Source organism: Mesorhizobium sp. M0106 (assembly GCF_040322715.1).
Classification (GTDB): Bacteria; Pseudomonadota; Alphaproteobacteria; order Rhizobiales; family Rhizobiaceae; genus Mesorhizobium.
Genome location: NZ_JAMYUA010000003.1, coordinates 290748 through 315546, shown reverse-complemented (window position 1 = coordinate 315546; position 24799 = coordinate 290748). Strand labels below are relative to the sequence as shown.

Here is a 24799-nt window from a genome sequence, read left to right as displayed (position 1 = left end):
TACAAGGAGAGGGCATATGGAAATGAACGGCGTGGGCTGGGTTGCAGCCATCATCATCGGCGGCCTGGCGGGATGGCTCGCCGAAATGTTCATGAAGAGCAACACCGGCATCCTCATGAACATCGTTCTCGGCATTGTCGGCGCAATCGTGTTGAACGCCATCCTGCAGGCCCTGAACATCGGCATCTTCGGCGTCGGCTGGATCGCCTATCTGATCACCGGCTTCATCGGTGCCTGCATTCTGATTGCGGTCGGACGACTGGTGCGCCGCTAACCTCTGTCGGCACTTGCTATGCGAAAAAGGCCACCGCGGCATGCGTGATCGCGGCCTTTTTCTTTTCGCCGAAAAGTCCTAGATGACGTGGGTAGAGCGAGCGCTGGACAAGCGCTTGCCAATGAGCCGGGTTTCACATGGTCACCGTCCTCGACACGATTGCCAATGCGCCGCGCCTGCGGCATCCCGAAAAGGCGCACAAGCCGGATCAGGACGTACTGCGCAAGCCTGACTGGATCCGCGTCAAGGCGCCGATGTCGAAAGGCTATGCCGAGACGCGCGAAATCGTGAAGTCTCACAAACTGGTGACGGTTTGCGAAGAGGCGGGCTGCCCCAATATCGGCGAGTGCTGGGAGAAGAAGCACGCCACCTTCATGATCATGGGCGAGATCTGCACGCGGGCCTGCGCCTTTTGCAATGTCGCCACCGGCATCCCGACCGCACTCGATCCCGACGAGCCGGCGCGTGTCGCGCATGCGGTCAAGCAAATGGGCTTGAGCCATGTCGTCATCACTTCCGTCGATCGCGACGATCTCGCCGACGGCGGGGCCCAGCATTTTGCCGATGTCATCCGTGCGATCAGGGCAGCGACCCCATCGACTACGATCGAAATCCTGACGCCCGACTTCCTGCGCAAGGACGGTGCGCTGGAGATCGTCGTGGCGGCCAAGCCGGACGTTTTCAACCATAATCTCGAGACCGTTCCGTCGAACTATCTGACTGTTCGGCCGGGTGCGCGCTATTTCCACTCGATCAGGCTCTTGCAGCGGGTCAAGGAACTCGACCCCTCGATCTTCACCAAGTCCGGCATCATGGTCGGCCTTGGCGAGGAGCGGAACGAAATCCTGCAGCTGATGGACGATTTGCGTTCGGCCAATGTCGACTTCATGACCATCGGCCAATATCTGCAGCCGTCGAAGAAGCACCATCCGGTGATCCGCTTCGTCACGCCGGAGGAATTCAAGTCCTTTGAGACGATCGGCAGGACCAAGGGCTTCCTGCTGGTGGCGTCGAGCCCGCTGACGCGCTCGTCGCACCATGCCGGGGACGACTTTGCCAGGTTGCGCGCGGCGCGCGAAGCGTTTCTCAAAAAGTCCGCCTAACCCACTGGTTTCATGCCACAATTCGAAGCCCATAGCCGCGTTGCGCATACGCCGGAACAGATGTTCGCTCTGGTTGCCGATATCGAATCCTATCCGCAATTCCTGCCGCTTTGCGAGGCACTTACGGTTCGCTCGCGCAAGGAACGCAACGGACGCACCTTGCTCATCGCCGACATGAGCATCGGCTACAAGGCGATCCGCGAGACTTTCACCACGCAGGTGCTGCTGAAGCCTGACGAGAACGCCATCGACGTCAAATATATCGACGGCCCGTTCAAATATCTCAGCAATGTCTGGCGCTTCGACCCGGCGGACGGCGGCGGTTGCAACGTCTGTTTCTTTATCGACTACGAGTTCAAGAGCCGCATTCTGGGTGCGCTCATGGGAACCATGTTCGACCGCGCCTTCCGCATGTTCTCCGAGGCGTTCGAGAAACGTGCCGAAATCATCTACGGCGCGCCATCGGCAGCCTGATCCGCGGCGAGCGCGCGTAGACCCAGTTCAAGCGCATGTCGGACCGTCTCCCGGCGGATGAAATCACGGCCCTTGTCGGCGAACAGCTGGCATTCGCTGACTGCCGGCCGGCCAGCCACGGCAACGCCGAACCAGACCAGGCCGACAGGTTTTTCCGCAGAGCCGCCGTCCGGACCGGCGATGCCAGTCACCGCCAGGGCGAGCCCGGCCGGCGAATGCGCCAAGGCTCCGGCCGCCATCTCCACCGCAGTCTCGCGCGAGACCGCGCCGTGCGCCTCGAGTGTAGCGGCCGAGACGCCGAGCATCTCGGTCTTGGCCTGGTTGGAATAGGTGATGAAGCCGCGATCGACCACCGCGGAAGAGCCGGCGATGTCGGTCAGCGCGGCGATGATCATGCCGCCGGTGCAGCTCTCCGCCGTCGCCAGCATGATGCCGCGCTGCTGGCAGGCCTGAAGCAGGGCATCTGCGAGATCGCTATTGCTCACTCGGGGACATCCCCTGGAAACACAACGTTGGCGGTCGCGATGGCCGCTATGCCTTCCTCACGGCCGACGAAGCCGAGCTTCTCATTGGTTGTCGCCTTGATCGAGATGCGATCGCGCGAAATTCGCAGCATTGCCGAAAGCGCTTCGGTCATTGCCTCGCGATGTGGGCCGACGCGCGGCGCCTCGCAGATCAGGGTGATGTCGGCGTTGGCGATGCGCCCGCCGCGCGCGCGCACCAGCTTCACCGCGTGTTCAACGAAGATGCGTGAAGCGGCCCCTTTCCACTGCGGGTCGGAGGGCGGGAAATGCGTGCCGATGTCACCGGCGCCGCAGGTGGCCAGCAGGGCGTCGGTCAAGGCATGGAGACCGACATCGGCATCCGAATGGCCGGATAACTTCCTGTCGTGTGGAATGGCGACGCCGCACAGGGTGACATGGTCGCCGGGCTCGAAGGCATGCACGTCATAGCCATTGCCGGTTCGGATGTCGGGAAAACGTGGGGCGCTGGAAAGTCGCTGATCCGCCATTGCAATATCCCGTGCCCAGGTCAGTTTGACATTGTCCGGCGAGCCGGGAACGATCTTCACCGGAATATGCGCCCATTCGGCGATTGCCGCATCGTCGGTGAAATCCGCTTTGCCCAGATGATGAGCCTTTTCGTGCGCAGCCAGGATCGGCCAGAACGGAAAGCCTTGCGGTGTCTGTGCGGCATGAAGCCCGGCCCTGGACACGGTTTCGCCTATCATGCCTTCGGCCGTTTCGCGCTTCAGCGTATCGGCAACGGGCAAGGCAGGCAGTGCTCCCTGGCGCTCGCCAATGGCGGCGATCGTGCGGTCTATCAGTTCCGCGTCGACAAACGGCCGAGCCGCATCATGGATCAGCACCCGGCTCGGCGCATGGCTTCTCAACGCCAGCAGTCCAAGCCGGACGGACTCCTGCCGTGACGTACCGCCGATCACCGCGACGACACGGTCGGCGTTCGCGCCGGCGGCGCGGCGGAAAAGCGCGTCGTCTTCGGCATGTATAGCAACGACGACAGCTCCAATTTTCGGATGCGTCAGAAAGGCGTCGAGCGTGCGTGCGATAACGGCGCCGCCGCCAATCTGCTGGTACTGCTTCGGTCCATTGGCCTGTCCGGCGCGCGCGCCGCGGCCGGCGGCAACGATGACCACCGCGACCTTGTCGTCCGCAGCTTGCTTTTCGCTTACATCTCTCATGCCGAGACGCTTAGCGCATGATCCCGAAAAGTGGTATCGCTTTCGGAAGACCCAGGATTGATGCTGTCCGGCGATCCTTTTTTTCCCAAATGCGCCTTAATGTCACGACATTGCGCGTTGCACATTGCCGTCGTTCTGGCTAGAGAATGTGCAGCAACCCAAGGTGCTTGGTTTTTGTGCATGCCTGATGTGACCAAATTGGCTTCGCCGCTGGATGTGGGTGGCGTGAGAATCCGCAACCGCGTGTTTCTCGCGCCGATGTCGGGCATCACCGACGAGCCGTTCCGGCAGCGCGCCTATGTCCATGGCGCCGGGCTGGTCGTGTCGGAAATGGTGGCGAGCGGTGAGCTTGCAAAGGGCAGGGCTGGCTCGGGCCTGCGCATCCGTCATTCCGGGCTGCCTGTCCACATGGTCCAGCTTGCCGGCCGCGAGGCGATGCACATGGCCGAGGGCGCGCGAATCGCGGTCGGCGAAGGCGCCGACATCGTCGACATCAACATGGGCTGTCCGGCCAAAAAGGTGACGGGCGGCTATGCCGGTTCGGCACTGATGCGAGACCTCGACCACGCGCTGTCGCTGATCGAAGCGGTAGTCGGCGCGGTCGACGTGCCGGTCACGGTCAAAATGCGGCTCGGCTGGGACGAAGGCGCGCTCAACGCGCCGATGCTGGCGCGACGCGCCGAGCAGGCCGGGGTGATGATGGTGACGGTGCACGGCCGCACACGGTGCCAGTTCTATCAGGGCACGGCCGACTGGCGTGCCATCGCACGCGTCAAGCAGGCCGTCTCGATCCCGGTCGTTGCCAATGGCGATGTCGGCTCGCCGGCAGAGGCTGCGTCGATCCTTGACCAGTCCGGCGCCGACGCGGTGATGGTCGGCCGTGCGCACTATGGCGCGCCGTGGACCGCCGGCAGCATTGTAGCGGCCGCGCTGGCCGAGCCGGTATCCGGCATGCCGGAAAGCCCGCAAGCGCTGTCCGATTACGTCATTGCCCATTACGAAGACATGCTGACGTTCTATGGCGTGGAAAGCGGATTGCGCCAGGCGCGCAAGCATCTCGGCTGGTATCTCGACCGCCACGCCGCCACAAGCGATGACCGGCGCAAGGCCATACTCACGTCTTTCGAGCCTGGGCGTGTCATTGCGTTGCTGCGCGACATGTTTTCAACCGCTCCCGAAGCGGCGAACCTGCGGAGTGCGGCATGAACGCCACCGTCACACAGAGCACGGATATGGCGGACGCCGCGCATATTGTGCTCAACACCATTCGCCGGCCGGTGATCATGGTCGATCCGCAAGGTTTCATCACCTTCGCCAATGCCGATGCCGAGGATTTTTTCCGGTCGAGCGCCACGATGCTCGCCCGCAACACGCTGCACAAGCTCATTCCTTTCGGCAGTCCGCTGCTGACGCTTGTCGACCAGGTGCGCGAGCGCCGGGCGCCGGTCAACGAATACCGGGTGGACGTGTCGTCGCCGCGGCTCGGCATCGAGAAGGTGGTCGATCTCTACGTCGCGCCTGTGACGGAATTTCCAGGCTCCGTCGTGGTAATGTTCCAGGAACGCTCAATGGCCGACAAGATCGACCGGCAGATGACGCATCGCGGTGCGGCGCGCTCGGTCACCGGCCTTGCCGCGATGCTTGCCCATGAGATCAAGAACCCGCTGTCCGGCATTCGTGGTGCCGCGCAGCTGCTTGAACTGTCGGCGTCCGACGAGGATCGCGCACTGACCAGGCTGATCACCGACGAGACCGACCGCATTGTCTCGCTGGTCGACCGCATGGAGGTGTTTTCGGACGAGCGGCCGATCGACCGCTACCCTGTCAACATCCATGTCGTGCTCGACCATGTCAAAGCAATCGCCAAGAACGGTTTTGCCAAGAGGATCAAGATATTAGAGGATTATGATCCATCATTGCCTCCGGTCTTTGCCAATCGCGACCAGCTCATCCAAGTATTCCTCAATCTGGTAAAAAATGCCGCCGAGGCGATCGGCAGCGATCCGCAGGGCGAGATCATGCTGTCGACCGCCTTCCGCCCGGGCATCCGTGTTTCCGTGCCCGGAACGCAGGACCGCGTGTCGCTGCCATTGGAATTCTGCGTGCGCGACAACGGTTCGGGTGTCTCCGAGGATATCCTGCCGATCCTGTTCGATCCCTTCATCACCACCAAGCCGAACGGCTCCGGTCTCGGTCTGGCGCTGGTCGCAAAGATCGTCGGCGAGCATGGCGGCATCATTGAATGCGAATCGACGCCGCGCGGGACCACCTTCCGCATCCTGATGCCGGCGTGGAAAGAAACTCAGTTTGGCACCGACGACGACGGTGAAGGAGACCGCAAATGACCGTTCGCGGCAATATTCTCGTCGCCGACGACGATGCGGCCATCCGCACTGTCCTCAACCAGGCGCTTTCGCGCGTCGGCCACGACGTGCGCGTCACCTCCAATGCCTCGACGCTGTGGCGCTGGGTGGCGGCGGGCGAGGGCGATCTGGTCATCACCGACGTTGTCATGCCCGACGAGAACGCCTTCGACATGCTGCCGCGCATCAAGAAGGCGCGACCGGAACTGCCGGTCATCGTCATGAGTGCGCAGAACACGTTCATGACTGCGATCCGGGCCTCCGAAACCGGAGCCTATGAATATCTGCCGAAACCGTTCGACCTGACGGAGCTGCTCAACATCGTCAACCGCGCGCTTTCCGAGCCGCGGCGGCCCAAGATCGATACGCGTGCCGACGAGCCGCCTGAAACGATGCCGCTGGTCGGCCGCTCGGCGGCCATGCAGGACATCTACCGCATGCTGGCGCGCATGATGCAGACCGACCTGACGGTGATGATCTCGGGCGAATCGGGTACCGGCAAGGAACTGGTGGCGCGCGCGCTGCATGAATATGGCCGTCGTCGTGGTGGCCCCTTCGTCGCCATCAACATGGCGGCGATCCCACGCGACCTGATCGAATCGGAACTATTCGGGCACGAGAAGGGCGCCTTTACCGGCGCACAGAACCGCTCCACTGGCCGTTTCGAGCAGGCCGAAGGCGGCACGCTGTTCCTCGACGAGATCGGCGACATGCCGATGGAAGCGCAGACGCGGCTGCTGCGTGTGCTGCAGCAGGGCGAATACACCACGGTCGGCGGCCGCACGCCGATCAAGACCGACGTGCGCATCGTCGCTGCCACCAACAAGGACCTGCGCACGCTGATCAATCAGGGGCTTTTCCGCGAGGACCTGTTCTACCGCTTGAACGTTGTGCCGCTCAGGCTGCCGGCGCTGCGCGAGCGATCGGAGGACATTCCGGACCTCGTCCGCCACTTCTTCAAGCTCGGCGCCAGTGAAGGCCTGCAGACCAAGCGCATTTCCACCGGCGGCATCGAGCTGATGAAGCGCTACCCATGGCCGGGCAACGTGCGCGAACTCGAAAACCTCATCCGCAGGCTGGCCGCACTGTATTCGCAGGACGAGATTTCCGCCGAGATCATCGAGGCGGAGTTGAAGACCGGTGAAAGGCCTGTCGTTCCAGGTGGCGGCAACCTCATTCCCGACGACCTTTCCATCGGCCAGGCGGTGGAGCATTTCCTGCAGCGCTATTTTGCCTCGTTTGCCGGCGACTTGCCGCCGGCCGGGCTCTATCAGCGAATCCTCTCCGAGGTCGAATACCCGCTGGTCCTCGCCTCGATGACCGCAACGCGCGGTAACCAGATCAAGGCTGCGGAATTGCTGGGGCTCAACCGCAACACGCTGCGCAAAAAGATTCGCGAACTCGGCGTCAACGTCTACAAATCGTCCAGGCAGGTCTAGACGAATCCCTTTACGAGCGCTTTCCAGGGGATCGATTGCCGAAAGATTTCCGTCTCGGCCACACTTGTTGCATAATCGCCACAATGCGTTGCATACATCCGACGCAATCACTGGCTCTAGACGGCGACATGGCCCTGCACGCACCGACACTGAGCAAATCGCTTTTCAGCAATACGGGCGCGCGAGACGGTCGCCGGCTGCTTGCGCTGCCCGGCGTGATCGCCGTTGCCGGTGCGCTGGTGACGGCGGCGATCTCCTTCGCCATTCTGGTCGGCGCGACGCCGATCACGCCCGACGCGAGGACGACGCTGGCGCTGATTGCGCTTAATGCGGCGTTCGTCCTGTTTCTGATCTTGCTGGTCGGCCGCGAGGTGCATCGCATCCTGATGGCACGCCGGCACGGCAAGGCTGCGTCGCGCCTGCATGTGCGCATAGTGGCGATGTTTGCGCTGGTCGCCGCCATCCCCGCGATCATGGTGGCGATCATCGCGTCGATCACGCTCGACATCGGCCTCGATCGCTGGTTCGAGATCCGCACCAAGACGATCGTCAATTCGTCGTTGTCGATCGCTGACGCCTATGTGCAGGAAAACGCGCGAAATCTTCAGGGCACGACGTTGTCGATGGCTTACGACCTCGACGCTTCGCGCACGCTCTACGGCCTCGATCGCACCGGGTTCCTCGATCTCATGAACAAGGAGGCGGTGGGACGTTCGCTGGCACACGCAGCACTCATCAAGCCCGATGGTTCCTTCGTTATGAGCGCCAAGACCGACGCGGACTTTGCCATGCCAGAGCCGCCGGAGGGCGCCGTGGCAAGCGCTGCCGACGGCAAGCCGGTGCTGATAGAGCCGCGCACCCGCAACATCATGGGTGCGATCGTCAAGCTGCGCGAGATCGACGGCCTCTATCTCTACACCATCCGCCTCGTCGATCCCGAGGTGATCAAGGCACGGCAGATCGTCAAATCCAACACCGCCGAATATCGCGGTCTCGAAGACAATCGCCGCACCTCGCAAGTGGCTTTCGCGCTTCCCTATCTGTCGCTGACGCTGATCATCATCCTGTCCGCCATCTGGACTGGCATTGCGGTGGCCGACCGCCTGGTGCGGCCGATTCGTCAGCTCATCGGCGCGGCCGACGAGGTCGCCACCGGCAATCTCGATGTGGCCGTGCCAGTCCGCCCCTCCGACGGCGACGTCGCCTCGCTCGGCGACACCTTCAACAAGATGCTGATGGAGCTGAAATCGCAGCGTAACGAGATCCTGTCGGCCAAGGATTTGATCGACGAGCGGCGACGCTTTTCGGAGGCGGTGCTTGCCGGCGTCACCGCCGGGGTCATCGGCGTCGATCCATATGGCATCGTCACCATCGTCAACCGTTCGGCCGAAACGATGCTGGCCATATCCGCCACGGCAGCGCTTGGGCAGAACCTTTCGGCCGTGCTGCCGCATGTCGGCCGCGTCTTCGAGATCGGCCGCAAGTCGGGCAAGCCGGTCTATCGCGAACAAGTCACCTTCTATCGTGCCGGCACCGAACGGACCTTCAACGTGCAGATCACGATCGAAGCCGGCGACGACGGTTCGGAGGATAAATCCTACGTCGTGACAGTCGACGATATTACCGATCTGGTCCAGGCACAGCGTTCCTCTGCATGGGCCGACGTGGCGCGGCGCATCGCCCACGAGATCAAGAACCCGCTGACGCCGATCCAGCTTTCGGCCGAGCGCATCAAGCGCCGTTACGGCAAGGTCATCACCGAGGACCGTGAGGTTTTCGATCAATGCACCGACACCATCATCCGGCAAGTGGAGGACATCGGCCGCATGGTCGACGAGTTCTCGGCGTTCGCCCGCATGCCGAAACCGGAAATGAAGGCAATCGATCTGCGCGATTCGTTGCGCGAGGCCTCGTTCCTGGTCGAAGTGAGCCGCGCCGACATCACCTTCGAGCGCGTCTTCGGCAATGAGCCGCTCAAAGGCACGTTCGACAGCCGGCTGATGGCGCAGGCGTTCGGCAACGTCATCAAGAATGCTGCCGAAGCCATCGACGGACTTGATGCAGAGGATCGACCGCACGGCATAATCCGGATTCAAGCCGGGCGTCAGAATGGCGCGATTCGAATCGACGTCATCGACAACGGCAGGGGCTTGCCGCGCGAAAACCGGCAGCGCTTGCTCGAGCCTTACATGACGACACGCGAGAAAGGCACCGGGCTTGGCCTCGCTATCGTCAAGAAGATCGTGGAGGACCATGGCGGGCGACTCGAATTGCACGATGCACCAGCGGACTTCCACGATGGGCGGGGTGCAATGATCAGCATCATCCTGCCGGTTGCCGCCACCGTTCCGGTACGCGGCAAGGACAAGACGGAACACGAAAAAGAAACTGAAAAGGTCGGTAATGGCGTCTGATATTCTCATCGTCGATGACGAGGAAGACATCCGCGAACTCGTCGCCGGTATCCTGAGCGACGAAGGTCACGAAACACGCACGGCGTTTGACGCCGACAGCGCGCTTGCGGCGGTTGCCGACCGGGCACCCAGGCTGGTCTTCCTCGACATCTGGCTGCAGGGCTCGCGGCTCGATGGCCTGGCCCTGCTGGACGAGATCAAGACGATGCACCCGAACCTGCCGGTGGTGATGATCTCGGGCCACGGCAATATCGAAACGGCAGTCTCGGCCATCCGCCGCGGCGCCTATGATTTCATCGAAAAGCCATTCAAGGCCGACAGGCTGATCCTCATTGCCGAACGGGCGCTCGAAACCTCCAAATTGAGACGCGAGGTTTCGGATCTCAAGCTGCGCAGCGGCGAGACTTTCGACCTCATCGGCATGTCGTCGGCAATGAGCCAATTGCGCCAGACCATCGAGCGCGTCGCGCCGACCAACAGCCGCGTCATGATCATTGGCCCCTCCGGCTCGGGCAAAGAACTGGCGGCGCGCGCCATCCACGCACTGTCGGCGCGCAAGAGTGCACCGTTTGTGACGCTGAGCGCCGCCAACATCACGCCTGAGCGTATGGAGATCGAGCTGTTCGGCACCGAATCGAACGGCGTCGAACGCAAGGTCGGCGCGCTGGAGGAAGCCCATCGCGGCATTCTCTACATCGATGAAGTGGCCGACATGCCGCGCGAGACGCAAAACAAGATCCTGCGCGTGCTGGTCGAACAGCAGTTCGAGCGGGTAGGGGGCACCAAGCGGGTCAAGGTCGACGTGCGCATCGTCTCGTCGACCTCGCAGAACTTGGAAGCCATGATCGCCGACGGCCGTTTCCGTGAGGACCTTTATCATCGCCTGGCCGTGGTTCCGGTCATGGTGCCGGGACTGGCCGAGCGTCGCGAGGACATTCCCTATCTGGTCGACAATTTCATGAAGCAGATCGCTCGCCAGGCCGGCATCAAGCCGCGCCGCATCGGCGACGACGCGCTGGCGGTGCTGCAGGCGCATAACTGGCCGGGCAACGTTCGCCAGTTGCGCAACAATGTCGAGCGGCTGATGATCCTGGCGCGCGGCGACGATGTCGATGCGCCGATCACCGCCGATCTCCTGCCTGCCGAGATCGGCGACGTCATGCCGCGCACTCCAAACAAATCCGATCAGCACATAATGGCGCTGCCGCTGCGGGAAGCGCGCGAACAATTCGAGAAGGACTATCTGATCGCCCAGATCAACCGTTTTGGCGGCAACATCTCGAAGACGGCAGAGTTTATCGGCATGGAACGCTCTGCATTGCACCGCAAGCTGAAGTCGCTGGGCGTCTGACAGCCAAACCAGTCGTGGCCCACGCAATTATCGGTTACGGCGGTCTTGGAATCGCATAAGAAAGCTGGACTTCTCTCAGGGATTAGCCATGCCGCGCATTGCGTATGTGAACGGGCGCTACGTCGCTCACGCCGAAGCTTCCGTGCATATCGAGGACCGTGGCTATCAATTCGCCGACGGCGTCTACGAGGTCTGCGAGGTGGCACGAGGCTTCATCGTCGACATGCCCCGCCATCTCGCCCGATTGAACCGCTCACTTGCCGAACTCTCGATCGATTGGCCGATCACGCGCGGCGTGCTGCCGCTCGTCATGCGCGAGGTGGTGCGCCGCAACCATGTCGTCGACGGCCTGGTCTATGTCCAGGTGACACGCGGCGTCGCCAGCCGCGAGTTTTTCTTCCCGCCGGCGGAGACGAAGCCGTCGCTGGTGGTGACTGCCAAAAAAGCCGATCCTGCAGCTGCCGCGAAGCGGGCCGAGAGCGGGATCCGGGTTATCACGGTGCCGGAGAACCGGTGGGATCGGGTCGATATCAAGTCGGTCGGCCTGCTGCCGAACGTGCTGGCCAAGCAGAAAGCCAAGGAAGCCGGCGCTCAGGAGGCCTGGTTCGTCGATGTCGACGGCACCGTCAAGGAAGGTGGATCGTCGAACGCCTGGATCATCACCGGGGATGGCGTGCTGGTGACGCGGCCGGCCGAGCACGGCATCCTGCGCGGCATCACTCGTACGACGCTGTTCGACGTGGCCGCCAAGCTCGGCCTGAAGATCGAGGAGCGCGGTTTTTCGGTGGCCGAAGCCAAGGCCGCGCGCGAGGTTTTCATCAGCTCCGCGACCACGATTGCCATGCCGGTGGTGGCGATCGATGGCGCTCCCGTCGCCAACGGCCACCCGGGCTCGATAACAGTTTCATTACGGCAGGCCTTTTTTGACGTTGCGGAAAAAAGTCCAGCCTGATAACCGCACAGATGGAATGAACATCAATATATCTCGTTCTGCTTGTCGTTACTGACGGCAAGATGGTGTTTGCGTGCTTGACATGTGCCGGCTAATTTGGCGCATTGGCCTGCAAACCGAAGGGGATCGGCGAAAGACAAGAACAATGGCGGAACGATCGCAAAATCTTCAGGACCTGTTCCTGAATTCAGTTCGCAAGAGCAAAAATCCACTCACCATCTTTCTCATCAACGGCGTGAAGCTGACCGGCGTGGTCACTTCGTTCGACAATTTCTGCGTTCTGCTGCGTCGCGACGGCCATTCCCAGCTTGTCTACAAGCACGCTATTTCCACGATCATGCCGAGCCAGCCGGTTCAGATGTTCGATGGTGAGGAAAGCCAGGGCGCCTGATTGGCACGTGAGAAAGACGCGGACCGCAGCGTTCGCGGAAAACCAGCACATCAGACCGGGACAGAGGCCAACGGCCCGACCCGGGCGGTGGTTATCGTGCCGGTGCTTACCCGGCAGCCTCGTGGCGACGACGACACCAACCGCCCCCGCCTGACCCGTTCCGCCGAGGCTCGTCGCGACGAGGCCGTCGGCCTCGCCAGCGCAATCGACCTCGACCTGGTCCACACGGCGGTGGTGACCGTCAACGATCCACGCCCGGCGACCTTGCTCGGCAGCGGCAAGGTGGCGGAGTTCGCTGAGATCGTCAAAGAGGGCCACGCGGAAGTGGTCATTGTCGATCATCCGCTGACCCCGGTACAGCAGCGCAACCTCGAAAAAGAGTTGAACGCCAAGGTGCTCGACCGCACCGGGCTGATCCTGGAGATTTTCGGCGAGCGCGCCCGCACCAAGGAAGGCACGCTGCAGGTCGATCTTGCCCATCTCAACTACCAGAAAGGCCGCCTTGTGCGGAGCTGGACCCACCTCGAGCGCCAGCGTGGCGGCGCCGGCTTTCTCGGCGGCCCTGGCGAGACCCAGATCGAGTCGGATCGGCGTGTGCTGCAGGACAAGATCACCAAGCTGAAGCACGAGCTCGAAACTGTGCGCCGCACCCGCGACCTGCACCGCGCCAAGCGCAAGAAGGTGCCATTTCCGGTGGTGGCGATCGTCGGCTACACCAATGCCGGCAAGTCAACTCTGTTCAACCGGATGACCGGAGCAGGGGTGCTGGCCGAAGACATGCTGTTTGCCACGCTCGACCCGACGCTGCGCCGCGTGCGCCTGCCGCACGGCACGCCGATCATCCTTTCCGATACGGTCGGCTTCATTTCCGACCTGCCAACGCATCTGGTCGCGGCCTTCAGGGCGACGCTGGAGGAAGTGGTCGAGGCAGACCTCGTCATTCATCTGCGCGACATCTCCGATCCCGATACGGCCGCGCAGGCCGAAGATGTCGAGCGCATCCTTGCCGATCTCGGCGTCGATGCCCGCGATAGCAAGCGTGTCATCGAAGTATGGAACAAGATCGACCGGCTCGACGAGGGCAACCGGGCGCGGCTGCTTGCCGATGGTGCTGACGGCAAGAAGGCACCGCCGATCGCCATATCGGCGGTAACCGGCGAGGGCATCGATGCGCTGAAGGCGATCATCGAGACGATGATGTCGGGCGAACTGGAGACGTTCACCGTCACACTCAAGCCCGACCAACTCGGCGTCGTCGACTGGCTTTACCGCAACGGCGACATCGTCTCGCGCGACGACAATGAGGATGGCAGCGTAACCGTCGCGCTCAAGGCTACACACAGCGCTCGGCAGGAGATCGAAAGCCGATTGCGCCGTCAAAACAACGGGTAGAGGCGTTTACTTCGCGCTTTTTGCCTGCTGCCAGAGCGCTTCCATCTCGTCCAGCGTTGCCTCTTCAAGGCTGTTTCCCGACGCTTGCAGCGTCCGCTCGACATAGTGGAAGCGCGACCGAAATTTTTCGTTGGTGCCGCTGAGTGCCGCTTCGGAACCAATTTTGAGGTGCCGGCCGAGATTGACGACCGCAAACAGCATGTCGCCGAACTCATCCTTGATCGGCGCGCTGTCGCCTTTGGCCAGCGCTTCTCGCAATTCGCCGATCTCCTCCTCGATCTTTTCGAGGATCGGTGCCGCCTCGCTCCAGTCGAAGCCGACGCGGGCGGCCTTTTCCTGCAGCTTGAGCGCTCGGGTCAGTGCGGGCAGGGCGACCGGCACACTGTCGAGAAAGCCCTTGCCATGGTCTTCCGGGTCGAGCCCTCGGGCGAGGCGCGCACTGCGCTTCTCCGCCTTTTCCTCTGCCTTGATCTTTTCCCACATGCCCTTGGCCATGCCGGCGCTGCGCGCCTTGTCGTCGCCGAAGACATGGGGGTGGCGGCGGATCAGTTTTGTGGTGATGGCCAGGACCACATCGCCGAATGAAAATTCGCCGGCCTCCTCGGCCATTTGCGCGTGGTAGACCACTTGCAGCAGGAGATCGCCGAGTTCATCCCGCAGATCGTCCAGATCGCCGCGCGCAATGGCGTCCGCCACTTCGTAGGCTTCCTCGATCGTGTACGGCGCGATTGTCGAAAAGTCCTGCTCGATATCCCACGGGCAGCCGGTTTCCGGCGCCCGCAGCGCTGCCATGATCTCGATCAGTCGGGAAATGTCTTTCGAGGGTTTCATCTGGGAAACGCTATCCTGTACACGGCTGTGCGGCCAACGGCTTCAGCCGGTGAGGGCGCCTTGTCCACAGACGGGCCGCCAGACCATGATACGAAAGTGGAAGCCGGTTTCCGGAAGATCCTAGTTAGCAAAAGCATCAGTCGAGCACGGAGACTATCGCCTTGGCGAGCGCATCCATGCCGTCCTCGGGCAGGCCGGCAACGTTGATGCGGCTGTCGCCGACCATATAGATGGCATGCTCGGCGCGCAGCCGCTCGACTTGCGCTTCCGACAGGCCAAGCCGGGAAAACATGCCGCGATGGCTGGCGACGAAATCGAAACGGTCGGAGTTGGACTGCCGCCGCAGCGCCTCGGCGAACTGGACGCGCAGCCGCAGCATGCGCAGCCGCATCTCTTCAAGCTCTGCCTCCCAGTCGGAACGCAATACGGGGTCTTCAAGCACGATGCGCACCGCCGCCGCGCCGTGGTCCGGCGGCATCGAATACATGGCGCGCGCCGCCGACAGCATCTGGCCCATCGCCAAATCCGCCTGCGCGCCACCTTTCGCCATGATCAGCGCTGCACCGACTCGGTCGCGATAGACGGCAAAGTTCTTCGAGCAGCTGGAGGCAACGACCATTTCCGGAACTTTTGCCGCCAGAAGGCGCAAGCCGGCGGCATCCGCATCAAGTCCCTCGCCAAAGCCCTGATAGGCGATGTCGACAAAGGGCAGCAGGCCGCGCTCAACGACAAGATCGGCAATGGCAGCCCATTGCGAGATGTCTAGATTGGCGCCTGTCGGGTTATGGCAGCAGCCATGCAACAATACGACGTCGCCAGGATTCGCGGTTCTCAATGCATTCAGCATGTCGTCGAAGCGAACCGCACCAGAAGCAGCGTCGAAATAGGGATATTCGCGTGTCTGCAGGCCAGCGGCGCGCATCACCGGCATGTGGTTCGGCCATGTCGGATCCGACAGCCAGACCATCGCGTCGGTGCGGGTCCTTTTCAGCAGCTCTGCTACCAGCCGCAGCGCGCCGGAGCCGCCTGGCGCCTGCGCCGCACGAATGCGCGTCATGTCGGCGGCTGGGCCGAACACCAACCTGGCCATCGCCGCGTTGAAGGCGGTATCGCCGGCAAGGCCGAGATAGGTCTTGGTATCCTGGCCCTGCAGCAGCCGCTTTTCGGCTTCGCGCACCGCGCGCATCACCGGCGTCTTGCCGTCGCGATCCTTATAGACGCCGACCCCAAGATCGACCTTGTCGGGACGCGGGTCGGCGCGATAGAGGCCGATCAAGGCCAGGATCTTGTCGGCAGGCGCGGGCTGGAGATTTTCGAACATCGATAAGGTTCCGTTGGCGGCGGAGTGATACGCAAACCGGCCGTGCTTTGCCAGCAGTTTCATATGCGCCAACTCGGCGCCGGTTTGCCTCGAAGGCGGCCGATACTATCTGGCGGGCGAGAGCGGGCCCGATACCTCCCAGGACGAGAACGCGGCGAGCCGTAAGAAAATTTCGGGGAGAGCGGGATTAACATCCCGACCTGCTCCGTAAACAGGACATGAAACGGCCGATGCCACGCTTCGATATTCTGGGACAGCTCGGTTCGCTGCGCCGCTATGCACGCTCGCTGACGCGCGACAGCGCCGATGCAGAGGATCTGGTGCATGATGCGCTGGTGCGTGCCTATGAGCGACGCGGCAGCTTCCGCTCCGGCGGAAATCTTCGCGTATGGCTGCTGTCGATCGTCCATAATGCATTCATCGACGGTCTGCGGTCCCGCAAATCCGAAGCAATGCGCATCGAACAGGCCGGCTATCTCGCCGAGGCGAATGTCCCGGCGCCGCAGGAACATTCGGTCCGTCTGGCGCAGGTGCGCGAAGCGTTTTTCGAATTGCCGGAGGAGCAGCGTTCGGCGTTGCATCTCGTCGCCATCGAGGGGCTTAGCTACAGCCAGGCCGCTGAGGTGAGTGGCGTGCCGCTTGGCACGCTGATGTCGCGCATCGGCAGGGCGCGTGCGGCCCTGCGCGAGATGGAGGACGCGGTGCCGGCACGCGCGAAAGGCCATCTGAAGATCGTCGGAGGTGGATCATGAACCAACTGCGCGATCCCGTGACCGACGCCGATCTCGACGCCTATGTCGACGATCAGCTGGACGTGGCTCGTCGCATCGAGGTCGAGGCGTTCCTTTCGGCCCGCCCGGACGCGGCCGCGCGGGTGATGTCCGACTTACGGATGCGTGACGAATTGCGCGTGGCGCTTGCCGGATCGAAAGGCATGGCGCGGCCCGCGACGGCCGATGCTGCACGGCGGCTGGAGCGGGGATTGGCGCGCGGCCGCGTCCTTGGTGCTTTGCAGCGAGCTGCGGCAGTCGCTGTCTTCGTCGCTGCCGGCTGGCTTGCGAACGGGCTCATCGGACCGATATCGGTGACGGAAGTCGTCGCTTCGACCCATCCGCCGGCCTATGTGGAGGACGCGGTCCGGGCGCACCGCACGACGCTCGTGCGTGAGGCGATGTCGTCGCAACCCGAAGCACCCGGCTACAATGCCGACGAAATCCGCGCCGCGACGGCGATCGTGATGCCATCGCTGCCAGCGGACTGGACGGTCCGTGACGTGCAGATCTATCCATCGCAATTCGGACCGAGCGTCGAGATGGCTGTCGAGACGAAAGAGATGGGGCTGGTCTCGTTGTTCGCGATCAGGCCCGGAACATTCGACGTCGTCAAGCCGACCGTCGTTCCCTCGGGCGAAGTTTCCTCGGCTTATTTCCAGATCGGCGAGGTCGCCTACGCGGTCGTCGGACGCAGCGATGTCGGCGGTCTCGATCGCACGGCCGAAGCGCTCGCCAAAACGCTTTACTGATCGACCTGCAAGAAGGAGAACCACATGAACAATCTCGGATATATCGGGGCCGGAGCCCGAGCCGGAGCCGTCTACGATGAAGGCCTGCGCCGGCACATGCTGCGCGTCTATAACTATATGGGCCTTGGCCTCGTCGTTACGGGCGTGATCGCGTTCGTGGTGGCTTCCACGCCCGCTCTTTACGTGCCGATCTTCTCCACACCGCTGAAATGGGTGGTGATGCTGGCCCCGCTGGCCTTTGTGCTCTTGTTCTCGTTTCGGATGCAGGCGATGTCGGCAGCCGGCGCCCAGGCGATGTTCTGGGCATTCTGCGCGGTCATGGGCCTGTCGCTGGCTTCCGTGTTCCTGGTCTTTACCGGCACCAGCATCGCACGCACCTTCTTCATCGCCGCCACCATGTTCGGCGCAACCAGCCTTTACGGGTACACGACCAAACGCGACCTGACGCAGTTTTCGTCGTTCCTGATCATGGGCCTGATCGGCGTGGTGATCGCCAGCATCGTCAATATCTTCCTGGGCTCGACCGCGCTCCAATTCGCGATCTCGGTGATCGGCATTGCCGTCTTCATCGGCCTCACCGCCTGGGATACCCAGACGATCAAGGAGCAGTATGCGGAAAACTTCGGCGCGGAATCACAGCAGAAACTCGCTGTCTTCGGGGCATTCTCGCTCTATCTGAACTTCATCAACATCTTCCAACTGCTGTTGAACTTCACTGGCGAGCGCGAATAGCCGGCGTTGAACCAAGACCGGAGTTGGACATCATGGACAGAAACGATCGGCAAGCGATCGGACAGCTCTTCGAGAAGTTGGCAAGCGCCGAGCGCCAAGCGCCGCCGCGCGATGCCGAAGCAGAGCGCTTCATCCAGAACCAGATCACCCAGCAGCCTGGGGCGCCATATTACATGGCCCAGACGATCGTGGTGCAGGAGCAGGCCCTGAACGCAGCTCAGGCGCGCATAGAAGAACTGGAGGAGCAGGCGCGGCAGCCGGCCGGCGGTGGACCGCTCAGCGGCTTCTTCGGCCGCAGCGGCGGCAGGCGCTCAGGCTCGGTTCCGCGGGTAGGGCGCACCGCCTCCGTTGCAACTGAAGGGCCGCAGGACACGCCACAGCGGGCAGGCGGTGGTTTTCTTGCCGGCGCTGCGCAGACCGCGATGGGCGTGGCCGGCGGCGTGCTGCTCGGCAACGCGATCGCAGGCATGTTTGGCGGCAGCGAAGCGAAGACAGCTGGACAGCCGACGCCGCAGCCTGACGAAGCCGATCAGGCAGGCGATGCCAGCTCCGACAATGGCGGTGACTTCGGTGATATGGAGTTCTGACGAGCGACCCAGACTGTGCCTGTACCGGCGCTGGGGACGATTGCGGGTCAGCATAGGCGAGATGGCGAGGGCAACATCCGGGAAGCGAGCCCTCGCCGGCGGCTAATAGCCCAGGCGCTTCAGTTCAGCCTTGACCGCCGCGATCGTCTTGAAGCGGAAGTGCTTCGTTGCGCCGTCGCGCCAATGGCAGTCGCATGTGGCATCGAACTTCCGGCTCGCTTTCAATTGAGTCAGCGCCTTCTGGCCTGGCTTGGGGCCATCGAAGATGCGAACTTCGTAGAGCGTCCCTTCGACATCGTAGTGCATCTGAGCCCAGGAAAGTATCACGATCAGTTCCTTTGCCGGGTCGTGATCGGCGTTGGCGAGGCCGAGCGCCATGTCCGGTGTGTCGCCCTCTTGTTCACCGATCGTGACCTGGATTGCGCGATATCTGTTGTCGGCTAGCCGTTGCAGCGCGACGAGCGGGCGTTCCGGATAGTCCTCAGCGGTCTGGTAATCGACGAAGAGTGTCTGGAGGCCGTTCCAGCTCACGGCTGTGGTGTGCGGATCAGCATTGTCGGCGAATCCAACAACACGTTTGGCGAAAGCCAGGTCGTTCTCGCCTGGCTCACGATCAAGGTCCTGCGCTCGCGCGCCAGTGAGCGCGCAGGCGAGGGTGAGGGCAAGACTTGCAAGCAGCGGAAGCGCCTTCATGATTCGCAACCCTAGCATGCCCGTTGCCCCACAGCGCTGTTGCGAATGTCTAAGAGTGACCGGCCTGATCTCGCCGCCATCGGATGCTATAGGCGTAGTCGCATAAGATAGATTATGGAACTGGCATGGCCGATTGGATGTGACGTGAAGCTAGCACCTCGCGAGATCCAACTCGGGAACCCAGGACGTAAAAACTTAGTCTTTCACGCTGATTCGTAAGGGATTTCGATCGTCATGCCGTCATAAGCAGGCTCGACGTTGGCCGGCGTCTCGGCCATTACCGTAGCGTAGTCGAGTGGCACATGCATATGCGTCAGCACCGCGTTCTTCGGCGCCAGTCTTTCGATCCAGCCAAGCGCCTGGCCAAGCGACAGATGGCTCGGATGGACGGTGTATTGCAGCGCGTCGATGACCAGCATGTCCAGCCCGCGCAAACGCTTGGCGGTCGCCTCCGGAAAGTCGCTGACGTCAGGGCAATAAGCCAGCCCGCCGATGCGGAAACCCAGCGAGGTGATGTCGCCATGGAGCTGCAGCAGCGGTTCGAGGGTGAGGGCGCCGCCCTCGCCTGCGATCACCACCGGCCTGTGGTGGTCGATGATATGGGCGTTGACGATCGGCGGATACGAACTGCCTTTCGGTGTTTCGAAACAGTAGCGGAACGCCTCGCGTAGGCGCAGCATGGTAGCCTGATCCGCATGGATGTCGATCCGGTGGCGCTGCTCGAGCACGAAGCCGCGCAAATCGTCGATGCCGTGGATATGGTCGGCATGCGGATGTGTATAGACCACCGCATCGATGCGCTTGACCGATGCCAGCAGCATCTGCTCGCGGAAATCCGGGCCGGTGTCGATGACGACCGTGGTCCGGGCGCCACTCGCCGCGATCCGCTCGACAAGCGCTGCGGTGCGCGTGCGCCGGTTCCGGGGGTTCGCGGGATCGCAATTGCCCCAGTCGCCGGTGATGCGTGGCGTGCCCGGCGATGAGCCGCAGCCGAGGACGGTAAGACGTAACCGGTCGCTCATGCGTCAGGCGCCCGGCGCGCTCGGGCGCGGCATTTTCCTGAACAGCCGGAAGAAATTATCCGTGGTGATATTAGCGATCTCGGCCTCGCTGAAGCCGATCGTCTCGGCCAGCACCTTGGCTGTATGCGCGACATAGGCGGGCTCATTACGCTTGCCGCGAAACGGGATCGGCGCAAGGTATGGCGCGTCGGTTTCGACCAGCAGACGGTCGCGCGGCACATCGGCGGCGACGGCGCGCAGCTCGGCGGAGTTTTTGAAGGTGAGGATGCCGGAAAACGAGACGTAGCCGCCAAGCGCCACGCCGATCTCGGCCAGCCGGCGCCCCGACGAAAAACAGTGCAGGATGAAGGGGAAGGCGCCCTTCCCCGTTTCTTCTTCGAGGATATCAGCCATGTCGTCGTCGGCGTCGCGCGAATGGATGACCAGCGGCAGACCGGTCACGCGCGCCGCGGCGATGTGGGTGCGAAAGCCCTGCGCCTGTGCGTCGCGCGGCGCATGATCGTAGAAATAGTCGAGTCCGGCCTCGCCGATCGCCACCACTTTGCGATGAGCAGAGAGCCGCACCAGATCATCGACAGTGACATCAAGCTCTTCGGCCGCATTATGCGGGTGGGTGCCGACCGAGCAATAGACCTCATCGAAAGTCTCTGCAATCTCAAGCACTTGGTTAAATCGCCTAACCCTCGTCGAGATCGTCACCATTCGGCCGATGCCGGCCGCTAGGGCGCGGGCGACAATGGCCGCCCGCTCTTCGGCGAAATCCGGAAAGTCGAGGTGGCAGTGACTGTCGACCAGCATCAGGCGTTCGCGTCCTGCTTTTCGTAACGCGGAAAGACCGCCTCCGGCGCGGGCAATGCCGTGCCGGGCACCAGCGCATAGTCGGCGTGGACATGCGCAAAGTCACGGTTGTTTGCCGGCACCGCCAGCAGGTCGAGCAGCTTTGCAGCCGACCCCGGAACAAAGGGCTGGCAGAGCAGCGTCACGCGCCGGACGACTTCGATCGTCGTCCACAGAACTGTCTTCATACGGTCCGGATCGCTTTTGCTTAGCGCCCAGGGTTGCTGAGAGGCGAAATAGCGGTCAGCTTCGGCCACCACTCCGAAGATCGCCGCCAGCGCCAAATGGATGCCCTGATCCGCCATCGCCTTTCGCGCGACGGCGAGTGCCCCCACCGCTTGGTCGAGGATGGCGCTGTCGGCTTCGGTCAGTTCGCCGCGCTTTGGCACCGCGCCGCTGCAGTTCTTGGCGACCATCTTCAGCGAGCGCTGCGCCAGATTGCCGAGGCCATTGGCAAGGTCGGCATTGGTGCGGTTGACGATCGCATCATGGCTGTAGCTGCCGTCCTGGCCGAACGGCACTTCGCGCAGCAAGAAATAGCGCACCTGGTCGAGGCCGTAGTGCTCGATCATCGCGAACGGGTCGATGACGTTGCCGACCGACTTCGACATTTTCTCGCCGCGGTTGAACAAAAAACCATGCGCGAACACGCGCTTCGGCAATTCGATGCCAGCCGACATCAGGAAAGCCGGCCAGTAGACCGCGTGGAAGCGGACGATGTCCTTGCCGATGACGTGCGCGTTTGCCGGCCAGAACGACCATCTCTCATTGGCCGGATCCGGATAGCCGGCGGCGGTGATGTAGTTGGTCAAGGCGTCGACCCAGACATACATCACATGCTTCTCGTCGCCCGGCACCGGGATGCCCCAGTCGAACGTGGTGCGCGAGATCGATAGGTCCTTCAGGCCGGACCTGACGAAGCTCATCACCTCATTGCGCCTCTCGGCAGGACCGACGAAATCGGGCTGGTTTTCGTAAAGTGCAAGGAGCCTGTCCTGATAAGCCGACAGCCGGAAGAAGTAGCTCTCTTCCTCGACCCATTCGACCGGCGTCCCCTGCGGCCCGTAGCGGACATTGTCGCTACGCACCTCGGTCTCTTCTTCGCCGTAATAGGCTTCGTCACGCACCGAGTACCAGCCGGCATAGCCGCCTTTATAGACGTCGCCATTGGCGGCCATCGCCTTCCAGATCGCCTGCGAGGCCTTGTAGTGCCGCTTTTCCGTGGTGCGGATGAAATCGTCGTTGGAGGCATTGAGCGCGACGGCCATGCGCTCGAAATCGGCCGAGTTGCGGTCTGCCAGATCGCGCGCTGAAATACCTTCTCTCTTCGCCGTCTGCAGCATCTTGATGCCGTGCTCGTCGGTGCCGGTGAGAAAGAGCACGTCCTTACCGTCGAGCCGCTGGAAGCGGGCCAGCGCGTCGGTGGCAATCAACTCGTAGGCATGGCCGATATGCGGTTTGCCGTTCGGATAGGAAATAGCCGTCGTGACGTAGTATTTTTCGCGTGCCATGGATGAGCCGTCATGAATGTCTGAATGAAAGATGTCGCGGTGAGATATCGCATCGAAACGGCAATTGCCATCCGACGCCAATGTGGTGGCTTCGAAGTTCCTGCGATTGATTGGGATCAATACTCAGGGGCTTCAAAGCCACGCCGGCGGCCGTCACATTCGCATTGCAGAATTCAGGCGGTCGATCATGGTCAGGGCGTGCTGCTTTTTGTCGAGATTGTAGGTCTCGGTTTCAGATATAGCGTTCAAAGCCTCGTGCCAAGTATCCGACAGCGTTTTGGCCCGCGCGAGATCGCCGGCGAGCGCGGCCTGGCTGGCGCCGGCCGACAGCAGATCAAGCGCGCGGCGATTGAATATCTCGAACGGGATCGCCTGGTCGCGGCCGGCGACCGCCTCGGCAAGACGGTAGGCGCCTGCGACATCTATCTTCTTGGACATCACCAGGGCGTCGAGGGTGGCGGCGATTTCGAGCCCTCCATACTGCGTCAACAGGATCGCATTGCGCGCGCTGCCCCCTGCCCGCTCCGCCAGCGCCGCGCGCGCCCCAGGATCCTCCGGTGGCGGCGGCTCGATGCCTTCCAGAACCGTCATCAAGCTCTCGGCATCTAGCGGCGCCAACCGCACCATCTGGCAGCGCGACCGGATCGTCGGCAGCAGACTGCCCGGCGCATGGACGATGAGGATGAACAAGGTGCGCGCGGGTGGCTCTTCAAGATTCTTCAGCAAGGCATTGGCAGCATTGGTGTTCATGTCGTCGGCGGGATCGACGATAACCACCCGGTAGCTGCCGTCGTGCGAGGTCAGCGACAGAAAACGGCTGACCTTGCGGATTTCGTCGACCGTCACCACTGTCTTGAAGCTCTTGGTCTTGTCGTTCGCCGGGCGTGTAAGATGCAGCACCGAAGGATGCGCGCCGGTGGCGATCTGTCGAAACAGCGACGAAGCCGGATCTGGAACGGCAAGGCTCTCCGGCGCCTGCTCGAAGGCCGGGTGCTTCAACAGATGATGCGCCAGGTGAAAGGCCAGCGTCGCCTTGCCGATGCCAACCGGTCCGGCAAAGATCAGTGCGTGCGGCAGCTTTCCCGAGCGGTAAGCGGTGGCGAGCATGTTGGCCGCCTGCAGGTGACCGACAAGACGCGGCGTCTCGGATGGCTCGGGCACCCCGTCCAGCGTATCGTGCTGTTCGGGCGCGATGCGTTCGAAAATCATGCTGGCGCCGCCTGCCTTCTTTGCGCCGGCATCATCCTCTCGAGAGCCGCGAAGACCGCGGCGGTAACGACATCCTCCACCGCATCTAGGTCGGCTGAGGCATCGACGACAACGCAGCGTTCGGGTTCAGCTGAGGCGATCGCGAGAAACGCCTCGCGCCGGCGTTGGTGGATGGCCAATGTTTCTTTCTCGAAGCGGTCCGGTCCGTCACTGCTGCCCCGCCGGGCGGTAGCGCGCCTCAGGCCCTCGGCGGGGTCGATGTCGAAGATCAGTGTCATGTCCGGCACCATGCCGTTGATGGCGACCTTCTCCAATGCGTCCATAAATGCCGGGTCGAGGCCGCCGGTGACGCCCTGGTAGACGCGCGAGGAATCCATGAAACGATCGCAAAGCACGACCGAACCGCGCTCGACTGCCGGCCGGATGACCTGTTCGACATGGTCGGAACGCGCAGCGGCGAAAAGCAGCGCTTCCATCTTGGGGCCGAACGGCTCGGCTGCGCCTGAAAGCAGGACATGCCTGACCGCCTCCGCGCCCGGCGAGCCACCCGGCTCACGCGTCACCAGCACATCGTATTTCTTGGCGCGCATCTTCTTTGCCAGCCGCTCGATCTGCGTCGACTTGCCTGCTCCTTCGCCGCCTTCAAAAGTGATGAAAAATCCGCGCGCCAAAGCCTTTG

25 protein-coding genes are annotated in these 24799 nt (G+C 62.5%); 15 read left to right on the top strand and 10 right to left on the bottom strand.

The window, feature by feature from the left end:
- Nucleotides 1-16 precede the first annotated feature (16 nt).
- The 3 genes from NKJ55_RS05080 (at nt 17) to NKJ55_RS05070 (ending at nt 1851) form a co-directional block, all read left to right on the top strand.
- Nucleotides 17-274 (top strand): GlsB/YeaQ/YmgE family stress response membrane protein, encoded by a 258-nt coding sequence (locus NKJ55_RS05080; protein ID WP_352448939.1) that lies wholly within the window; start codon nt 17-19, stop codon nt 272-274.
- Between the two features lie 137 nt (nt 275-411).
- Nucleotides 412-1377 carry a lipoyl synthase gene (lipA, locus tag NKJ55_RS05075; protein ID WP_352448938.1) on the top strand — a complete coding sequence of 322 codons (966 nt, stop codon included), beginning with the start codon at nt 412-414 and terminating at the stop codon, nt 1375-1377.
- A 12-nt stretch (nt 1378-1389) separates the two neighbouring features.
- On the top strand, nt 1390-1851 hold the full coding sequence (locus NKJ55_RS05070; protein ID WP_023675079.1) for a type II toxin-antitoxin system RatA family toxin: 462 nt from the start codon (nt 1390-1392) through the stop codon (nt 1849-1851).
- Here the strand turns inward: NKJ55_RS05070 and NKJ55_RS05065 are convergent.
- Nucleotides 1827-2336 (bottom strand): CinA family protein, encoded by a 510-nt coding sequence (locus tag NKJ55_RS05065; protein WP_352448937.1) that lies wholly within the window; start codon nt 2334-2336, stop codon nt 1827-1829. The genes NKJ55_RS05070 and NKJ55_RS05065 overlap by 25 nt on opposite strands.
- Nucleotides 2333-3553, bottom strand: coding sequence for a bifunctional 2-C-methyl-D-erythritol 4-phosphate cytidylyltransferase/2-C-methyl-D-erythritol 2,4-cyclodiphosphate synthase (locus NKJ55_RS05060; protein ID WP_352448936.1), 1221 nt, complete (start codon nt 3551-3553; stop codon nt 2333-2335). The genes NKJ55_RS05065 and NKJ55_RS05060 overlap by 4 nt, the downstream gene beginning before the upstream one ends.
- A 180-nt stretch (nt 3554-3733) precedes the next feature.
- On the opposite strand from NKJ55_RS05060, the gene dusB reads away from it, so the two are divergent.
- The 8 genes from dusB (at nt 3734) to hflX (ending at nt 13855) form a co-directional block, all read left to right on the top strand.
- Nucleotides 3734-4759 carry a tRNA dihydrouridine synthase DusB gene (dusB, locus tag NKJ55_RS05055; protein ID WP_352448935.1) on the top strand — a complete coding sequence of 342 codons (1026 nt, stop codon included), beginning with the start codon at nt 3734-3736 and terminating at the stop codon, nt 4757-4759.
- Nucleotides 4756-5898 carry a two-component system sensor histidine kinase NtrB gene (locus tag NKJ55_RS05050; protein ID WP_023675075.1) on the top strand — a complete coding sequence of 381 codons (1143 nt, stop codon included), beginning with the start codon at nt 4756-4758 and terminating at the stop codon, nt 5896-5898. The genes dusB and NKJ55_RS05050 overlap by 4 nt, the downstream gene beginning before the upstream one ends.
- Nucleotides 5895-7355, top strand: coding sequence for a nitrogen regulation protein NR(I) (ntrC, locus tag NKJ55_RS05045; RefSeq protein WP_023675074.1), 1461 nt, complete (start codon nt 5895-5897; stop codon nt 7353-7355). The genes NKJ55_RS05050 and ntrC overlap by 4 nt, the downstream gene beginning before the upstream one ends.
- 128 nt (nt 7356-7483) lie before the next feature.
- Nucleotides 7484-9769 (top strand): sensor histidine kinase NtrY-like, encoded by a 2286-nt coding sequence (locus tag NKJ55_RS05040; RefSeq protein WP_352448934.1) that lies wholly within the window; start codon nt 7484-7486, stop codon nt 9767-9769.
- Nucleotides 9759-11120 (top strand): nitrogen assimilation response regulator NtrX, encoded by a 1362-nt coding sequence (gene ntrX, locus NKJ55_RS05035; RefSeq protein WP_023675072.1) that lies wholly within the window; start codon nt 9759-9761, stop codon nt 11118-11120. The genes NKJ55_RS05040 and ntrX overlap by 11 nt, the downstream gene beginning before the upstream one ends.
- An 88-nt stretch (nt 11121-11208) precedes the next feature.
- Nucleotides 11209-12072, top strand: a complete 864-nt coding sequence (locus NKJ55_RS05030) for a D-amino-acid transaminase (RefSeq protein WP_352448933.1) — start codon at nt 11209-11211, stop codon at nt 12070-12072.
- Between the two features lie 145 nt (nt 12073-12217).
- Nucleotides 12218-12463 carry an RNA chaperone Hfq gene (gene hfq, locus NKJ55_RS05025; protein ID WP_006202172.1) on the top strand — a complete coding sequence of 82 codons (246 nt, stop codon included), beginning with the start codon at nt 12218-12220 and terminating at the stop codon, nt 12461-12463.
- Entirely contained in the window at nt 12464-13855 is a 1392-nt protein-coding gene (hflX, locus tag NKJ55_RS05020; protein ID WP_352448932.1) for a GTPase HflX, read from the top strand.
- Between the two features lie 6 nt (nt 13856-13861).
- Here hflX and mazG read toward each other — a convergent pair whose 3' ends face one another.
- Both mazG and NKJ55_RS05010 read right to left on the bottom strand, forming a co-directional pair.
- Entirely contained in the window at nt 13862-14686 is an 825-nt protein-coding gene (mazG, locus tag NKJ55_RS05015) for a nucleoside triphosphate pyrophosphohydrolase (RefSeq protein ID WP_352448931.1), read from the bottom strand.
- Nucleotides 14687-14822: 136 nt separating this feature from the next.
- Nucleotides 14823-16007 (bottom strand): amino acid aminotransferase, encoded by a 1185-nt coding sequence (locus NKJ55_RS05010; RefSeq protein ID WP_352448930.1) that lies wholly within the window; start codon nt 16005-16007, stop codon nt 14823-14825.
- A gap of 218 nt (nt 16008-16225) precedes the next feature.
- Here NKJ55_RS05010 and NKJ55_RS05005 point away from each other — a divergent pair, with 218 nt between their 5' ends.
- From NKJ55_RS05005 to NKJ55_RS04990, 4 genes are read left to right on the top strand one after another with little or no spacing between them, the layout of a single operon-like run.
- Nucleotides 16226-16759: a sigma-70 family RNA polymerase sigma factor gene (locus tag NKJ55_RS05005; RefSeq protein WP_502896504.1), complete on the top strand. Its 534-nt coding sequence runs from the start codon at nt 16226-16228 to the stop codon at nt 16757-16759.
- Nucleotides 16756-17529, top strand: a complete 774-nt coding sequence (locus NKJ55_RS05000; RefSeq protein ID WP_352448928.1) for an anti-sigma factor family protein — start codon at nt 16756-16758, stop codon at nt 17527-17529. Before NKJ55_RS05005 ends, NKJ55_RS05000 begins: the two co-directional genes overlap by 4 nt.
- Before the next feature lie 24 nt (nt 17530-17553).
- Entirely contained in the window at nt 17554-18261 is a 708-nt protein-coding gene (locus NKJ55_RS04995) for a Bax inhibitor-1/YccA family protein (protein ID WP_352448927.1), read from the top strand.
- 32 nt (nt 18262-18293) lie between these two features.
- On the top strand, nt 18294-18848 hold the full coding sequence (locus NKJ55_RS04990; RefSeq protein WP_352448926.1) for a DUF2076 domain-containing protein: 555 nt from the start codon (nt 18294-18296) through the stop codon (nt 18846-18848).
- Between the two features lie 102 nt (nt 18849-18950).
- Here NKJ55_RS04990 and NKJ55_RS04985 read toward each other — a convergent pair whose 3' ends face one another.
- From NKJ55_RS04985 to tmk, 6 genes are all read right to left on the bottom strand, one after another.
- Complete coding sequence (locus NKJ55_RS04985; protein WP_352448925.1) at nt 18951-19541, bottom strand: hypothetical protein; 591 nt, start codon at nt 19539-19541, stop codon at nt 18951-18953.
- A gap of 203 nt (nt 19542-19744) precedes the next feature.
- Nucleotides 19745-20563, bottom strand: a complete 819-nt coding sequence (locus NKJ55_RS04980; protein WP_023675062.1) for an MBL fold metallo-hydrolase — start codon at nt 20561-20563, stop codon at nt 19745-19747.
- Nucleotides 20564-20566: 3 nt separating this feature from the next.
- Nucleotides 20567-21361: a TatD family hydrolase gene (locus NKJ55_RS04975; protein ID WP_352448924.1), complete on the bottom strand. Its 795-nt coding sequence runs from the start codon at nt 21359-21361 to the stop codon at nt 20567-20569.
- Nucleotides 21361-22911 (bottom strand): methionine--tRNA ligase, encoded by a 1551-nt coding sequence (gene metG / locus NKJ55_RS04970; protein ID WP_352448923.1) that lies wholly within the window; start codon nt 22909-22911, stop codon nt 21361-21363. The genes NKJ55_RS04975 and metG overlap by 1 nt, the downstream gene beginning before the upstream one ends.
- A gap of 153 nt (nt 22912-23064) precedes the next feature.
- Nucleotides 23065-24120 carry a DNA polymerase III subunit delta' gene (locus tag NKJ55_RS04965; protein WP_352448922.1) on the bottom strand — a complete coding sequence of 352 codons (1056 nt, stop codon included), beginning with the start codon at nt 24118-24120 and terminating at the stop codon, nt 23065-23067.
- A complete protein-coding gene (gene tmk / locus NKJ55_RS04960) occupies nt 24117-24791 on the bottom strand; it encodes a dTMP kinase (protein ID WP_352448921.1) in 675 nt (224 codons plus the stop codon). Before tmk ends, NKJ55_RS04965 begins: the two co-directional genes overlap by 4 nt.
- Nucleotides 24792-24799 lie beyond the last annotated feature (8 nt).

Excerpts from the sequence above, each read along its gene's own strand:
- NKJ55_RS05080 (WP_352448939.1), top strand. The coding sequence starts at position 17 with ATGGAAATGAACGGCGTGGGCTGGGTTGCAGCCATCATCATCGGCGGC.
- lipA (WP_352448938.1), top strand. The coding sequence starts at position 412 with ATGGTCACCGTCCTCGACACGATTGCCAATGCGCCGCGCCTGCGGCAT.
- NKJ55_RS05070 (WP_023675079.1), top strand. The coding sequence starts at position 1,390 with ATGCCACAATTCGAAGCCCATAGCCGCGTTGCGCATACGCCGGAACAG.
- NKJ55_RS05060 (WP_352448936.1), bottom strand. The coding sequence starts at position 3,553 with ATGAGAGATGTAAGCGAAAAGCAAGCTGCGGACGACAAGGTCGCGGTG.
- dusB (WP_352448935.1), top strand. The coding sequence starts at position 3,734 with ATGCCTGATGTGACCAAATTGGCTTCGCCGCTGGATGTGGGTGGCGTG.
- NKJ55_RS05050 (WP_023675075.1), top strand. The coding sequence starts at position 4,756 with ATGAACGCCACCGTCACACAGAGCACGGATATGGCGGACGCCGCGCAT.
- ntrC (WP_023675074.1), top strand. The coding sequence starts at position 5,895 with ATGACCGTTCGCGGCAATATTCTCGTCGCCGACGACGATGCGGCCATC.
- NKJ55_RS05040 (WP_352448934.1), top strand. The coding sequence starts at position 7,484 with ATGGCCCTGCACGCACCGACACTGAGCAAATCGCTTTTCAGCAATACG.
- ntrX (WP_023675072.1), top strand. The coding sequence starts at position 9,759 with ATGGCGTCTGATATTCTCATCGTCGATGACGAGGAAGACATCCGCGAA.
- NKJ55_RS05030 (WP_352448933.1), top strand. The coding sequence starts at position 11,209 with ATGCCGCGCATTGCGTATGTGAACGGGCGCTACGTCGCTCACGCCGAA.
- hfq (WP_006202172.1), top strand. The coding sequence starts at position 12,218 with ATGGCGGAACGATCGCAAAATCTTCAGGACCTGTTCCTGAATTCAGTT.
- mazG (WP_352448931.1), bottom strand. The coding sequence starts at position 14,686 with ATGAAACCCTCGAAAGACATTTCCCGACTGATCGAGATCATGGCAGCG.
- NKJ55_RS05010 (WP_352448930.1), bottom strand. The coding sequence starts at position 16,007 with ATGTTCGAAAATCTCCAGCCCGCGCCTGCCGACAAGATCCTGGCCTTG.
- NKJ55_RS05005 (WP_502896504.1), top strand. The coding sequence starts at position 16,226 with ATGAAACGGCCGATGCCACGCTTCGATATTCTGGGACAGCTCGGTTCG.
- NKJ55_RS05000 (WP_352448928.1), top strand. The coding sequence starts at position 16,756 with ATGAACCAACTGCGCGATCCCGTGACCGACGCCGATCTCGACGCCTAT.
- NKJ55_RS04995 (WP_352448927.1), top strand. The coding sequence starts at position 17,554 with ATGAACAATCTCGGATATATCGGGGCCGGAGCCCGAGCCGGAGCCGTC.
- NKJ55_RS04990 (WP_352448926.1), top strand. The coding sequence starts at position 18,294 with ATGGACAGAAACGATCGGCAAGCGATCGGACAGCTCTTCGAGAAGTTG.
- NKJ55_RS04985 (WP_352448925.1), bottom strand. The coding sequence starts at position 19,541 with ATGAAGGCGCTTCCGCTGCTTGCAAGTCTTGCCCTCACCCTCGCCTGC.
- NKJ55_RS04980 (WP_023675062.1), bottom strand. The coding sequence starts at position 20,563 with ATGAGCGACCGGTTACGTCTTACCGTCCTCGGCTGCGGCTCATCGCCG.
- NKJ55_RS04975 (WP_352448924.1), bottom strand. The coding sequence starts at position 21,361 with ATGCTGGTCGACAGTCACTGCCACCTCGACTTTCCGGATTTCGCCGAA.
- metG (WP_352448923.1), bottom strand. The coding sequence starts at position 22,911 with ATGGCACGCGAAAAATACTACGTCACGACGGCTATTTCCTATCCGAAC.
- NKJ55_RS04965 (WP_352448922.1), bottom strand. The coding sequence starts at position 24,120 with ATGATTTTCGAACGCATCGCGCCCGAACAGCACGATACGCTGGACGGG.